We start from the raw sequence: 13720 nt of genomic DNA, 5'->3' as shown, positions 1-13720 counted from the left end.
ATACAACATGCTCATGACAAATATGTCAATCCATCAAAACAGATACAAGAGGCAATATGGTTAAGTGGATCTTGGGTATCTTGCTCGTCATTGTGGTACTAGCGGGTATTGGTGTTTGGTGGTTTACGTCCTGGATTAAAAGTCAGGAAGATGACTTTACTGAGATGATGGATTATGCAACTCAATTTGCAGAAAACCGTACAGCATCAGACTGCGCAACAGAGTCTGCCAAACAAGCTGGTGATTGTGGTTCATTTGGTATGAGTTGTTTAATAAAAGCACAACTATTTATGCAAGTATGCTTTGATAATACCCAGGATACTCAAGTCTTTTGTCAATCAATCCCATACCAAGAGGGTAGTGTAACCATGGTGACTTGGGCGACGACATTTTGTGCTGAGCAAAACCAGTCAGGGCAAGCTTGTATCTCTACGTTGACCCAATTAGGCGACTATTGCAGTAATCAGTTGGTTGATGAAAAAAATGAAAAAACAAACGACGCATAAAAAATCTAAAGCTTCAAAGGCATCCATCGCTGCAAGCAATGAGCCTCAACGTTGCCCATGGTGTGGTACCGATCCACTCTATGTCAGTTATCACGATGAAGTCTGGGGGCGTCCTGTTAAAGATGATCAAGAACTCTTTGCCAAACTCTGCTTGGATGGACAACAAGCCGGATTAAGCTGGATTACTATTTTACGAAAGCAACAACATTACGAAGTTGCATACGACCAATTTAACCCAGAAATTATCGCTCGCTATAATCAACAGAAAGTTGAACAACTTTTACAAAATCCAGGTATTGTCAGAAATCGGCTTAAAGTTGAATCAATCATCAAAAATGCGCGCGGATTTCTGGCTATCCAATCCAGTAACGTATCATTCAGTGAGTTTCTTTGGCAATTTGTCGATGGACGTCCTATTCAAAACCACTGGCAAAGCTTGGATCAAGCCCCCACAAATACTCCCCAGTCTGACGCAATGTCCAAGGCACTTAAAAAAGCCGGTTTTTCATTTGTCGGTAGCACCATTTGCTATGCATTTATGCAAGCGGTAGGTATGATCAACGACCATCTGGTGATGTGTCCTCAGCACCAGGAGTGTCAAGAGTTAGGAAAAGAATTTACTTAATAAAATCAGATAAAAAACATGAGTTAAAACTTTAATACAAAAAATAATTAAATAAAGAATTCTAAGGACTAAGTAAAGCAAACTTTTTAACTTTACTTAGGGGCATGATTACTTGAATACACTTAATCAATAAAAAATATTTATTAAATGATAAAGCGCTGTTATGTCCACATCAAAAGCTTAGACTTTTATTTGATACTTAAGGCATATATAACTGATTTTGCGTTAAAACAGACTGCAGTTGTTGGGTAATATCCTGTTTAGCCTCTAGCCAGTGAATAGTCCACCCTTGACGCTCCATACGACGAAACCAGGTATCTTGCCGCTTGGCAAACTGGTGGATTTGCGAGTTGAGCTTTTGCTTCATGTCATTAAAGTTCAACTGGTTTTGCAAATATAAACTGACAAATCGATATTCAAGACCACACCAATCCAGCATTTCGTGGGTCACCCCCTGTTGCAGTAAGCCTTCCACTTCTTCAATCATGCCATTGTTGAGCCGCTGCATTAGGCGTTCAGTAATACGCTTACGTAGAGTAGGTCGATCCCAGCGTATACCTATTAATAAGGGATTAATGGTGGGTAATTTAGGTACAGAGAAGCCTGCCAATTCAGCCTCTGCAATTTTAATCGCTTGTTCCAAGCGAGCACGGTGCTGTAAGTCAGACGAATTATGTAATGGTTGCTGGCGATGTTGACTTAATGTAAGCAGTCGTTGCTGTAATTGCTCAATTGAAAGATCCTTAAGCTCCTCATCAAGTTCTGGATTTTCTGGAATATCAACAAAGCGATAACCGTTGATCACTGACTCAATATATAAACCTGTACCACCAACCATCACAGGCCAGGAGTTTTTTTGCCATAAGCCTTGTATAACACTAAAGCAATCCCGTTGATAACGATGAACATTGTATTCATCACCAGGGTTCACAATATCAATTAAGTGATAAGGACAGGAACCATATTCCTCTAGATCTTTACCTGAGCCAATGTCCATACCACGATACACTTGTCGTGAGTCAGCTGAAATAATTTCTCCTTGCAACCAACCTGCTAATTGCACCGCTAAATGTGTTTTACCTGAAGCGGTAGGTCCTAGCACCACAATAAGATTGATTTGATCAGGATTGTTGTGCACAGCAGCAAAACGAGTCGAGTCGAGGGAAGAAGGCATGACCAGGAAAATCTCTATCAAAGTCAATTTAATAAACAGGGTGTACTGCGCCAGCTAACTTAACAAAGTTATTTATACTGAGGCAAGTGCTATCGAAAGAGTTAAATGCAGATAAAGAGTATACCAATAGGCTGCGTGCTTAATATTCTAATGTATACCAGTGGTAAACAAAGTCTGTAGTTCGATGGGAGTTATGCAGGCTTTGAGCAAAAGTTGCAGGAAGTGCAGTAACCTCTAGCCATAAGTATTAACGTCAGAGGTTACTGTTAGAAGAGAAGACTTAACTTTAACTTAGTTAATGGGAAAGCAGCAAATAGAGCATACTGGCGATCCCTGCTCCCGTTAAAGGTCCTAACACTGGAACCCACGCATAGCTCCAGTTACTACTGCCTTTACCTGCAATGGGTAAAACTGAATATACTAACCGCGGCGCTAAGTCTCTGGCGGGATTAATCGCATAGCCAGTTGTTCCTCCCAGTGACATACCAATAACCACTACTAATAATGCCACAGGAAGTGCACCTATAGACCCTAAGCCAATCTTCGCCTGACTTAAACCATCCAGCTGCAGACTGGGTCCTGCCATATATAAGATGACAAAAACCAAAGCAAAGGTACCCACCAATTCGGATAAAAAATTCCTGGGAAGGTTACGTATGGCAGGACCTGTCGAGAAAACAGCCAGTTTGGTTTGGTCATCTTCAGTGGCGTCAAAGTGGTCTTTATAAATTAACCAGACGACAGAAGCTCCTAAGGCAGCACCTAACATTTGTGCAATACAGTAAGTTATGACAGATGACCAGGGAAACAACCCAGCAATGGCTAAACCAACTGTTACCGCAGGATTTAAATGAGCGCCACTATGAGGTCCGGCAACAATTACGCCAGTAAAAACGGCTAACCCCCATGCAAATGTAATGACAATCCAACCCGCATTATGGCCAATGGTTTTCTGTAAACTCACATTTGCAACTACGCCTGCACCTAGTAGTATAAGAAAGAACGTTCCTATTAATTCTGCAATAAACGGTGTCATTATTATTCTCCCAAGCAGGATCGCCCATTATTCTTTTAATATGGGGCTATTATTATTGAACAACTTTTATACGACAGTTATCGTCAATCCTTGCAACGCACATTTAACCTGCAAATGGGATAAGAAACAATATTTTATAGTTAAAACTGCACCTCTGTTGTTACATGTTGGCCACGTTTGATATGTATTGGTGTTAAACGCACTTCATTACGTATATCTGTTAACCTCAGAGTAAAAGGGCCTTGACCAAAGCGTGCACGGCGAACAAATATATTGTAAGGCTTTCGTTGAAGCTCAAACCACTGGCCTTGTCCATTGCGTAAAGCGACTGAACGTACTGGGTACTTATGATTTAATACAGTCAGTGCTAAAAAACGTCCCCCTGTACCTTTTGTAAACTTCACTTGAATATTACCAGTGACATTACCAGGTATAAATCGCCAGCGAACGGGGACACGACCTTGCCGTAAATCCGCTACTTGTTGGAAGGCTTGTTTACTTAAGTCCAAACCACCAGGCTTACACCCTGGGCACCGATCAACCACACGGACAATTGCCTTACCTTTGGGACCTTCTACTTCAATAAAAGCACCACAACTGTTAGAACGTTGGTAATCACGATTATTTAATGCGACAACATTGAGATTTTGCGGGGAGGGTGAAAAGCTACAGTTGCCTGTACCATTAGCATGATAATAACTTGCTTGACCTTTATACGTCTGCTGATACCAGGCACTCGCGTAAGACTGATTAATAGTAATCATCAATAATAAAAGTGACGCATAGCTCAAATATTGTCGTATACCGCTCATTCAATACCCCACAACACCAACACTGACTAATTGGCTATACCAGAACCTTATTGCTAACCTGAAATCAATGGCTTATCCAGGCAATACCCTGACAAAATGAAGTGCTGCATGTTACTGGTAAAGGGTATGTAGTTCTATGAAGTTGTGTACTTTGAAGTTTTTTTGCGGATTAGTTTGTGCATTTTTTGTGATAAACCCTTTAGTCGGGGTTCCTGCTAACACTGACACTGAAGTCAGTAGTGAAGCGGTCACTATCAATATGCAGGACACTGATATACGTACGTTTATTAAGTGGATTGCTGAACGTACAGCTAAAAACTTTGTGATTGATCCACGCGTAAAAGGCAAAATCAATGTTATTTCTCATGAGGCTTTAACGCCAGAAGAAGCCTATCAAGTTTTTCTATCTGTCCTACAAGTACACAATTTTACCGCCGTTACCACTGGCCAGGTCATCAAAATTATTCCTGATACTCAGGCTAAGCACTCAGCTCTGCCCATGATCGACCAATCACCCTCATCTCCTCAACACGATCAAATGGTAGTACGTGTACTCAAACCAAAAAATATTGCTGCTGATAAGCTTGCCAGTTTATTAAAACCCTTTATTCCCCAGTCAGGCTTGTTAGTCGCATACCCAGAAAGTAATGCTTTAATTTTATCAGACCGTATAGCCAACATTGATCAACTACTCAAAATTATCCAACACATTGATCAACAAGGGGGGCTAGATGTTGAAATAATTACATTGAAACACGCTGAAGCCAAGGCTATTGTGGGCATTTTAACTAACCTGGTACCTAAAGGTGGAGGTGCAAATACCTCCCAAGCACTAGGGGTTAGCTTTGCAGCAGATGACAGAACCAACAGTATTTTACTTGTCGGTGAACAGGTAAAAAAACAACAACTAAAAAATGTTATCGCCTTACTTGATAAGCCACAAACAGGCAGTGGTGATACTGAAGTCGTCTATCTTTATTATCTTAAAGCTTCAGAGGTGGCACCTATACTGCAAAACCTGGCCGGAGGTTTTAAAAAAGAACAAAAAGATATTGGTATTGAGCGTGCGGAAATATCTATTCAAGCCAATGACAGTACCAACGCATTAGTTATCACTGCACCACCACCCTTGATGGCAAAATTCAAGAGTGTGGTGCGTAAGCTTGATATTCGACGTGCTCAAGTAATGGTTGAAGCACTGATCGTAGAGGTTGGGGAAGAAACCAGTCATGAGCTGGGTATTCAATGGAATACATCACCTGGTGCATTAAATAATGAGGGTGTATTTGGTGGAACTCGCAACCCACTCAACAATATTGAATCATTAGATGTTTTTCCAGGTGATCCTGTGAGCCTCGGTTCAGGGCTGTCATTGGGTATTTACCATAACGGTTCACTGCGCGCTCTGGTTCGTGCACTGCAAAGTGATGATGCCGTGAATATTTTATCAACCCCAACCGTATCAACCCTGGATAATGAAACAGCTAAAATCACAGTAGGGCAGAACGTTCCTTTTGTAACAGGACGATCCACCAGCGAGTCATCCAGTACATCCAACCCATTCCAAACCATTGAACGTAAAGATGTCGGTATTCAATTGGAAATTACCCCACAAATAAATGAAGGTGATGCCGTCACTCTTGAAGTTTTCCAAGAAATATCCAGTGTCACGGATTCCACCCAAGCCTCAGATATTATTACTAATCAGCGTTCTATCAAAACCCGTGTCTTAGTTGAAAGTGGCACTGTGCTCGTTATTGGAGGCTTAATCAGTGACGAGCAGGAAGAGGATGAAGTCAAAGTCCCTTTTTTAGGGGATTTACCGGTGATTGGCTATTTATTTAAAAGCGAACGCACTAAACAATCAAAACGTAATTTAATGGTATTTCTTCGCCCGACGATTATTCAAAACAAGAAGCAAGTTAAACACATCACACAGACTCGCTATCAGAACCTAAAATCAAATAATCAACCATTCCAACAGCGTTTGGATGAGGTATTTAAACGCTTTGAAGCATCACGGTTTGGTAATGCTTATAGGAGTTCCAATAACACCTCTACTAAGTCGAATAATAAGCCATGATCCATGAAATTGACCCAGCAGCACTGTCAGGTTACGTTCAAGATCCTGTCGTACCCTACAGTTACGCTAAACGGCATGGTGTATTGCTTATTCAGCAGGCTGAAGCAGCGCCACTGTTGTGTACGTACAAAGCATTTTTATGTCCTGCGGTGCATAGTGAACTACTGCGTATTGCTATTAATGAGTTAAAACACGACCCGCAGCCCAATACGCAAGCTTTAGAGTATGCCCAGGTTTCAGAAGCAAACTTTACTGCATTACTAAGTAAGCTATACCAAGGTCCCGCAGAAAGCCGTGAGGCAATGGAAGAACTGGGAGATGATGTGGATCTGGCGCAGCTGGCGGATCAAGTGCCAGAAAGTGAAGATCTTTTAGAACAACAGGATGACGCCCCGATTATTCGTTTAATTAATGCGGTACTATCGCAAGCTATCCATGAACAAGCCTCCGATATTCATATTGAAACCTTTGAAAAACGTGTTGTTATCCGTTTTCGGGTTGATGGGGTAATGCGTAAAGTTCTTGAACCTAAACGACAGCTGGCCCCCTTGCTGATTTCCCGCATTAAAGTTATGGCCAAGCTCGATATTGCTGAAAAGCGCATTCCGCAAGATGGCCGAATTTCTCTCAAAATTGCCGGTCGTGAAGTGGATATCCGGGTTTCAACATTACCAGCAACTGCTAATGAGCGTATTGTCCTCCGCTTGCTGGATAAACAAGCTGGTCGACTGGATATCAACAACCTTGGCTTGGAACAACAGCCATTTCAGGACTTTAGTAAATTACTCCACGCGCCACATGGCATTATTCTGGTAACAGGGCCAACAGGTTCAGGCAAAACCACCACACTTTATTCCGCACTTAGCACTTTAAACACAGAAAGTCGGACAATCTTAACCGTAGAAGACCCTATTGAGTATTATCTTGAAGGTGTTGGCCAAACCCAGGTGAACCCCAAAACGGATATGACGTTTGCACGAGGGTTACGCTCAATTTTAAGACAAGACCCTGATGTAGTTATGGTTGGAGAAATTCGTGATGGTGAAACTGCCCATATTGCTGTCCAAGCCAGCTTAACAGGTCATTTAGTCTTATCGACTTTACATACCAACACAGCCATTGGAGCTATCGCGCGATTGCGTGATATGGGCATTGAAGCATTTTTATTAGCGACCAGTTTAATTGGTTTAATTGCGCAACGGCTAGTGAGGCGCTTATGTGATCAGTGCAAGCAACAACAACCTGCATCGCCTTTGGCTCGTGAACAATTCGGACTTGCAGATACTGATGTATCCTTTGCTCTTTACATTCCAGTCGGCTGTGATCAGTGTAATATGTCAGGTTTTCGTGGGCGCCTTGCCATTTATGAAATTATTATGGTAGATCACGTATTGCAAAAAATGATTTACGAACAGGCCGCAGAACAAGACATGCAAGCCTATGCTCATCAGCATAGTTTATCGATTAGAAATGATGGTTTAGGTAAGGTGAGGCAGGGAATTACGACACTTGAAGAAGTTATGCGAGTAACTCAGGATCGTTAACGAATCATGAGCAAGCTTTATATTCGTTTTCCCTTACAGCCTAAATCTTTCAATGAACTCATTGAACAACCGGTTTTCTATGCTATTGATGACCGGCATGATAAGAAAATACAGTATAACCAATGCTTATTGAGCGAACTAAGTGAGAATGTAGCCTTAGCTACCTTAAAGGAAGTAATTATTTTTTTTCCTCTCCCCCATACCATTGTTTGGTTTAGTGAGCCTCCCTCAAAAAACATAAAGCACAATATTCAAGCAGCACCATTTTTAATTGAGGAAAAATTATGTGGCACGCTTGAACACTATGTTTTTTCTATATACTACAGCGCTGATAAAACCTATTTATGTATTTGTGCAATAGAAAAATCCTGTCTTGAACAACTGCTATCCTTAGTACCGTTACCAAATTGCACAGTACTGCCAGAATCACCCTTTACCTGCCTTTTAGGGTGGCAGCTAATCCAGCTAAACAACCACTATATTATAAACTGCAGTAAAGGGTTTACTTGTTTACCCAATGACAAACAACTCCTAGGTTTATTTGCTGAATTAGAAAATACTGTGCCTGTTGCTTTGGATGATAATGAGTACTTCCAACAACTGCTGGATATGTATGCTAAACATCGATCAGACTTAGTAAAACCATTTTCCGGTGAAGGCACTGTAACACCCTCATTGATAAGACAGTTTCGCACATCACTGGTGGCTTCACTCATTGTTTTATTGGCGATCACTGGCTTTAATTACTGGCAGGCATATCAAATTAAGCAAAAAACAATCGCTCTACAAGATGAAACCATACAATTTACTCGCAAGCTTTTTCCTGACATTGAGTTTACCGAGCCTAAGTTACAGCTAGAACGACTCATAAATCGCAGAAGTCCCAAAAAGCAGCCGCTATTTGTCTTGTTAAAGCACATTCAACATTCAATAACACAATTACCTAAAACCAGTGTTTCATTACAGTCACTTAATTTTCATGAAGATCGCGGAATCAATGTGGTGCTACAAGCAAGTACAATTAAAACTATTGATCAGTTTATCGAGCAAGCCAGTAAGCAACAAAATATTTCTATAGAGCTCAAGTCCGCAAACCAGCAAAATGAAGGCGTTAAAGCCATTGTGTACATGAGTATGGTGCTATGATTAAAGCGTACTGGAATGGACTCTCACTACAGGAAAAAAATGCCTTAAGGTTTCTAGGCTTTTTTATTTTTCTTTATATTTTAATTGACTACATCATTCTACCTTCATTTAATGCTGTAGATTCAGCAAATAAAGAGTGGCAGTCCTGGCAAGAAAATGCACATTATGTTTTACAGCACAAACAACAATTAGTAAAAATCAGCCAACAACAAAAAACAACACAACATTTGGTAAGTCTTACCCAAAAACGCCAACAGATAATCAAACGAGCAGAGGAATTAAAATTAACGATTCAGCGAGTTGAACCTGCTGAAGAGCAACTCACTGTGTGGTTCAATAATGTCCCTTTTAATGCAAGTATGAGCTGGCTTCAGCAGTTAACACAGCAAGATATGCTAGTTATTAAAAGCCTTTCTGTTGACCGTCAGCAAAGTGGCAAGGTGAATATTCGCGTGGCGCTTTATTAGAACCTGTTTAATAAGCGTTTAACTGTAGACTAAAGGCTAGAACGAAGATTAAGCAATCGCGCTCGTATTTTTTCTTCTTGAGTCATTTTACCTGCGAGGTTTAATGGCGCTTGTGCTGTTCTCTTTGCATTTGTTGTAGGCTGGTAAGCGACCATTGAACCAGCATGGCTTCCATGATCATAATCTGCCATAGCTAAGCGTTCTAGGCTTCCATTATGGGAAAAAACGATTTGATTTTTATTAATATTTTTGACAATTATACCTGCTTGTAATTCGTCTCCCACTTTAACCAGCTTTTCTTCATTTTTATTCACTTTAACAACAGCAACAGAATCTGCCTCTTTCGATGAATGAAACACTGCTTCTAATGTAAGCGCAAGCTTAGTCTCTTTAGGCTCTATTTTGGGTGTAGTTATTTTTTTCTCTTGGGTGATTACGCCAAATAAATCGGTTGGTATTTCAGTATTGATGGAAGCTAATGGTTGAACGGCCGTATCCTGATGAGATGCAGTATCTAAAGCTAAATTAAAGCTTAATGCTGAAGACTGTAAAGAGTTAACTGACATAGAAGAATAAGCAAAGGTGAGGGCAAGGGAAAGTACTGTCAAAGCAGTAATATAGTCTAAAGTTTTAAGCTTTTTTGATGACATTAACATGATCCATCGACCTCTAAGCGTCTTATTAATATGACATATCCCGTCATAAATGATTGGCGCTCACTATACGGTGTTATGCTGCAACCTCAAATGCGTAATTAACTTGTTTGTGAAGTTAGTCACCAGCCAATACCAATAAGTTTGAAATATAAAAAGACACCTTATATGCGTAATTCTACTATATAAAAAAATCTACCTAAGTGGAGCGCTGGTGAGCACTTGACATTGACACTGTTGACTTTGTTTAAGCTGCAGCTTACGCGTTGTCATGGTTCGTAAGTCGATGGTAAGCAGTGTGTTAGTGAGTAGAGCGCCTAGTCCACTAATAAGCTTTATAGCCTCCATAGCCGCCAAACAACCTACAGTCCCAGAAACCGCACCAAAAACAGGAAACTCCCGTTTCCACAAGGGTGGTGTTTCAGGGTAAATACAGCGTAAGCACGGCGTTTTCCCTGGAATAATGGTGGTCAATTGTGCCTCAAGCTCATACATTGCACATTCAATCAGCGGAATGCGTTTAGTAAGCGCACCATCATTCATGGCAAACCGCTCAGCAAATAGCGGAGCACAATCAATGACTAAGTCTGCTTCGGCCATTATGCTCTCACAGTTTTCCCGGCTAATATTTTCATCAAATGCTTGAATATCAAGCCGGGGATTTAACTGCAATAACCGCTCTTTAGCCGAATCAACCCTGGATTGGCCTAGTCCTTGATAGGTCATCAAAATCTGTCGGTTAAGGTCGGAGGGTTTAATTTGGCCACCATGGGCCAGCACTAACTTACCTATGCCTGCAGCAGCAAGCTGGTAGGCAACTATCGAGCCTAGTCCTCCCACTCGAGAAATCAGTACTGACGTGGACTTTAACTTTTGTTGCCCTAACTCACCAAAACCCGGCGTCCACATCTGCCATTCATAGATCGCATGTTCTTCTGGCGTCAATTCAGGCAATGTTTTGGTCTGATCAGACAAGTCAATCTTTTCTTGCTGCATGGCATTACCCCCCAGAGATAGGAGAAAGCAGGGTAAGCGTATCTCCATGCTTGAACGATACATCATCAGTTGCACATATTTGCTGATCGCCAAGAAAAAAAAGGATGCTAGGAGAAATTGAGCCGTCTTGCGCTAATAAGCGACTGCCAAATGGAAGCTCACAAAGCATATGTAATGCCACTGAGAGAGAAGGGGTTGGAAGTGACAAAACAACTTCATCTTTACCAATGAGATGACGGAGCTGACCTTGCAAAAAGACCGTTAACTTCATGTTATACACCTATCCATGTGATCCTTAAAGCCAATAATCGTTAACCCTTCACTCATCTCTGGTAACAGAATTCGCGAAGGGTATATACGGCATGTGACGGATCTATATGCTAGGCAAATCTTTTATCGATCGCAAGTTTAAGTCTCAACTTACCCAAACTGCTTAAAAATCAGCCAAATTATACGTCAGAAGAAAACGACTACTTTCTTCATTATTTTCAAAGCCCTGCCACCGAGCAAAATGCCATCCTAACGTTAAGCCCTCAAGCAGGCCAGACTGAAGGGTATAAGCAATATAACCACCCACTTCCTGTTCAGTATTTTTTTCATCCAGTTCGAGGACAATATCTTCACCCGGTCGCTTCCCTCGAGCATAATGAATTCCCAGATTAAGACCTGGTAACTTTATACCTGAAAAGTCATAGTCTAAGCCAATGACCCAGGCCAACTCATTTTTATGGTTATAATTTTTATACAAAGCTAATGTGGAGTTAAATGCACTTTGGTCATCATAAAAATAACCACTTCCCCAATCAGCTAACTCAGTTTTATTCACGCCAAAGTAGAGCTTGCTATTTTGTGTATGCAGTGCGGCAGTGACATTGTAATAACGACTTTTGTAATCTTCATGCTGGACATAGAAAAACTGATTGAGAGGAGAAAGCCAGTCATAATAACCATAGGCTTGTTTACCCTGTGCTAACCCGACCCGACCATCAAGAGACAATGAAATGCCTTCAGCTACATCCATCAGGTAATAAAGCTTGGCAAAGTATTTTTTTAGCTGATTACCTGCACGCCCCATCTCAAATTGGCCTACCAAGCCATTTTCAAAAGTATACTGGGTGCCTAATACATCAATGTATTTCACTCTCTGTTCTTGTGAGTAGCTGGTAAATGGCTGAATAAACTGACTTGAGCCTCGCTGATGATATTGATTAAAACGCCCATAATACACATCAGCCCCAGACAGGTTAGTACTTATTAATGTACCAAATACTGAGCTAGGCAGTACATAAGACCCGGAAGTAGAAAACGTTTCTAAATGTAGACTTTGTAAGCCAAAACGAAGATTAAATGGTTGCTGCTCAGAGCCAAAACGCATTTTCGTGTAAGCTTGGGTTACCGCAGAGACTTCATTGACAGAAGAGTTACCCAATTGTGGTTGACGGAGGTAGTCAACGCGCTCTTGACTGGTGGAATTCACTATGTTTTGACAACCTATAGTTGGGTTAGCACTACATGTTTTAATTTCATCACCTAATGCGCCTGTCAGGCTTTCATAACTTGCATTCACATAATTAAATGTTTGCTCCCCCCCGGTTCCCTCAACCGTTCCTGGCTGCTGATTTTGACCAACCCCCACATTATTGCTCCCTGAACCATTGCTATTATTCCCACCCTGGGCTATACCATTGTTGATATAGGTCGCACTACCAAGAGATACATCCACTCCAATAAAATTTAAATAATAACGTGATTGAAAATCTATTTTTAAACCATGCACCCACTCATCAAGGTCAAAAATTTCACTTCGTTGTGAAGTATTTTTGGATAAAAAATGATTATCATAACTAATATCAAAAGAATTTTGCTTTTGATCACTATTAAAGTGTGAATTGTTCACCGATTGAGAATCAAAGCTCAATCCATAGATATTAAAGGAAAAAAGCAAAGCCAATGTAGTCGATAAATGGCTATTTAAAATCCAGCGTTTAAGAAAGTTCCACATTGTTTACAACTGCCGTCCATAACAGGCCATGATACTAACTACATGATCATTTCGTCTGTAGTTATTCACCAAAAATTGAGCTTATATATCCTAAACGCAGGGTTTAAAGGATATAGCTGAGTCTAAAAAGCTCTCTATACATTCTCTTCTTTTATTTAATGCAATTTCATATTCGCCAAAAATATAATTAGCAGTAATTTCAATACTAACTAAAAACAGGCGAATTAATTTGATTTTTATAGGTATGATTGAGGTGTAGTACTTACTGTTGCGCGGCGTATTTTAAAAGATATAGATAAAATATACAGCATATAGGTCACAATTAGTGTCGTAGCTTTTCATGCACATTCTAAGAGAATCGAATAACTGCCAACTACTTCTCTCTACACTATTGATATAACCCAAAGGCTGGATAATGCCTTTGTTCGATCTAATCCATCATCATTAAAAATCCCATTAGTGTTCTTTTAGAGCTGATTGGATATAGCAAAAATTGGATTTTCAGTATTTCCTTTTGCCCCAGAAAAAGCAAACCACTACCTCTTAAGTTAGGGCCTGTTAACACTAATTCTGTTACAATAGGCTCATGGAAATTACAACAGAACAATTTAAAATAATAGAACACTTGCTACCTGTTCAGCGTGGTAATGTAAAACTATCAAATATCCAAGTGCTC

13 protein-coding genes are annotated in these 13720 nt (G+C 40.5%); 6 read left to right on the top strand and 7 right to left on the bottom strand.

Annotated elements, in window-relative coordinates; all coding sequences use genetic code 11:
• Positions 1–56: 56 nt before the first annotated feature.
• Both KHS79_RS20620 and KHS79_RS20615 read left to right on the top strand, forming a co-directional pair.
• A complete protein-coding gene (locus KHS79_RS20620; protein WP_212721494.1) occupies positions 57–506 on the top strand; it encodes a hypothetical protein in 450 nt (149 codons plus the stop codon).
• Positions 484–1131: a DNA-3-methyladenine glycosylase I gene (locus KHS79_RS20615; RefSeq protein ID WP_212721491.1), complete on the top strand. Its 648-nt coding sequence runs from the start codon at positions 484–486 to the stop codon at positions 1129–1131. The genes KHS79_RS20620 and KHS79_RS20615 overlap by 23 nt, the downstream gene beginning before the upstream one ends.
• A gap of 199 nt (positions 1132–1330) precedes the next feature.
• On the opposite strand, the gene miaA is transcribed toward KHS79_RS20615, so the two are convergent.
• From miaA to KHS79_RS20600, 3 genes are all read right to left on the bottom strand, one after another.
• Positions 1331–2305: a tRNA (adenosine(37)-N6)-dimethylallyltransferase MiaA gene (gene miaA, locus KHS79_RS20610; protein ID WP_212721488.1), complete on the bottom strand. Its 975-nt coding sequence runs from the start codon at positions 2303–2305 to the stop codon at positions 1331–1333.
• A gap of 295 nt (positions 2306–2600) precedes the next feature.
• A complete protein-coding gene (locus KHS79_RS20605) occupies positions 2601–3341 on the bottom strand; it encodes an MIP/aquaporin family protein (protein WP_094787298.1) in 741 nt (246 codons plus the stop codon).
• Between the two features lie 140 nt (positions 3342–3481).
• Positions 3482–4153 (bottom strand): expansin EXLX1 family cellulose-binding protein, encoded by a 672-nt coding sequence (locus KHS79_RS20600; RefSeq protein ID WP_051311143.1) that lies wholly within the window; start codon positions 4151–4153, stop codon positions 3482–3484.
• A 136-nt stretch (positions 4154–4289) separates the two neighbouring features.
• Between KHS79_RS20600 and gspD the strand changes: the two genes are divergently transcribed.
• Genes gspD through gspM form a run of 4 tightly spaced genes read left to right on the top strand, consistent with a single transcriptional unit; the run spans position 4290 to position 9393 of the window.
• Positions 4290–6236 carry a type II secretion system secretin GspD gene (gspD, locus tag KHS79_RS20595; RefSeq protein WP_212721485.1) on the top strand — a complete coding sequence of 649 codons (1947 nt, stop codon included), beginning with the start codon at positions 4290–4292 and terminating at the stop codon, positions 6234–6236.
• Positions 6233–7780, top strand: a complete 1548-nt coding sequence (gspE, locus tag KHS79_RS20590; protein WP_212721483.1) for a type II secretion system ATPase GspE — start codon at positions 6233–6235, stop codon at positions 7778–7780. Before gspD ends, gspE begins: the two co-directional genes overlap by 4 nt.
• 6 nt (positions 7781–7786) lie before the next feature.
• Complete coding sequence (locus KHS79_RS20585) at positions 7787–8926, top strand: GspL/Epsl periplasmic domain-containing protein (RefSeq protein ID WP_212721481.1); 1140 nt, start codon at positions 7787–7789, stop codon at positions 8924–8926.
• Positions 8923–9393, top strand: coding sequence for a type II secretion system protein GspM (gene gspM, locus KHS79_RS20580; protein WP_212721479.1), 471 nt, complete (start codon positions 8923–8925; stop codon positions 9391–9393). The genes KHS79_RS20585 and gspM overlap by 4 nt, the downstream gene beginning before the upstream one ends.
• A 29-nt stretch (positions 9394–9422) precedes the next feature.
• Here the strand turns inward: gspM and KHS79_RS20575 are convergent, their stop codons facing one another.
• The 4 genes from KHS79_RS20575 to KHS79_RS20560 form a co-directional block, all read right to left on the bottom strand.
• Entirely contained in the window at positions 9423–10043 is a 621-nt protein-coding gene (locus KHS79_RS20575; RefSeq protein WP_212721477.1) for a type II secretion system protein N, read from the bottom strand.
• A 198-nt stretch (positions 10044–10241) separates the two neighbouring features.
• On the bottom strand, positions 10242–11042 hold the full coding sequence (locus KHS79_RS20570; protein ID WP_212721476.1) for a HesA/MoeB/ThiF family protein: 801 nt from the start codon (positions 11040–11042) through the stop codon (positions 10242–10244).
• A gap of 4 nt (positions 11043–11046) precedes the next feature.
• The gene (locus tag KHS79_RS20565) at positions 11047–11313 is read right to left on the bottom strand and encodes a MoaD/ThiS family protein (protein ID WP_027707760.1); all 267 of its coding nucleotides are present in this window, start codon (positions 11311–11313) and stop codon (positions 11047–11049) included.
• Between the two features lie 162 nt (positions 11314–11475).
• Positions 11476–13044 carry an OprD family outer membrane porin gene (locus KHS79_RS20560; RefSeq protein WP_212721474.1) on the bottom strand — a complete coding sequence of 523 codons (1569 nt, stop codon included), beginning with the start codon at positions 13042–13044 and terminating at the stop codon, positions 11476–11478.
• Positions 13045–13720 lie beyond the last annotated feature (676 nt).

It is taken from the genome of Zooshikella ganghwensis, assembly GCF_018263875.1.
Lineage (GTDB): Bacteria > Pseudomonadota > Gammaproteobacteria > Pseudomonadales > Zooshikellaceae > Zooshikella > Zooshikella ganghwensis.
The sequence above is the reverse complement of the archived record's forward strand: the minus strand, read 5'-3'. Positions and strand labels throughout refer to the sequence as shown.

Excerpts from the sequence above, each read along its gene's own strand:
- KHS79_RS20620 (WP_212721494.1), top strand. The coding sequence starts at position 57 with ATGGTTAAGTGGATCTTGGGTATCTTGCTCGTCATTGTGGTACTAGCG.
- KHS79_RS20615 (WP_212721491.1), top strand. The coding sequence starts at position 484 with ATGAAAAAACAAACGACGCATAAAAAATCTAAAGCTTCAAAGGCATCC.
- miaA (WP_212721488.1), bottom strand. The coding sequence starts at position 2,305 with ATGCCTTCTTCCCTCGACTCGACTCGTTTTGCTGCTGTGCACAACAAT.
- KHS79_RS20605 (WP_094787298.1), bottom strand. The coding sequence starts at position 3,341 with ATGACACCGTTTATTGCAGAATTAATAGGAACGTTCTTTCTTATACTA.
- KHS79_RS20600 (WP_051311143.1), bottom strand. The coding sequence starts at position 4,153 with ATGAGCGGTATACGACAATATTTGAGCTATGCGTCACTTTTATTATTG.
- gspD (WP_212721485.1), top strand. The coding sequence starts at position 4,290 with ATGAAGTTGTGTACTTTGAAGTTTTTTTGCGGATTAGTTTGTGCATTT.
- gspE (WP_212721483.1), top strand. The coding sequence starts at position 6,233 with ATGATCCATGAAATTGACCCAGCAGCACTGTCAGGTTACGTTCAAGAT.
- KHS79_RS20585 (WP_212721481.1), top strand. The coding sequence starts at position 7,787 with ATGAGCAAGCTTTATATTCGTTTTCCCTTACAGCCTAAATCTTTCAAT.
- gspM (WP_212721479.1), top strand. The coding sequence starts at position 8,923 with ATGATTAAAGCGTACTGGAATGGACTCTCACTACAGGAAAAAAATGCC.
- KHS79_RS20575 (WP_212721477.1), bottom strand. The coding sequence starts at position 10,043 with ATGTCATCAAAAAAGCTTAAAACTTTAGACTATATTACTGCTTTGACA.
- KHS79_RS20570 (WP_212721476.1), bottom strand. The coding sequence starts at position 11,042 with ATGCAGCAAGAAAAGATTGACTTGTCTGATCAGACCAAAACATTGCCT.
- KHS79_RS20565 (WP_027707760.1), bottom strand. The coding sequence starts at position 11,313 with ATGAAGTTAACGGTCTTTTTGCAAGGTCAGCTCCGTCATCTCATTGGT.
- KHS79_RS20560 (WP_212721474.1), bottom strand. The coding sequence starts at position 13,044 with ATGTGGAACTTTCTTAAACGCTGGATTTTAAATAGCCATTTATCGACT.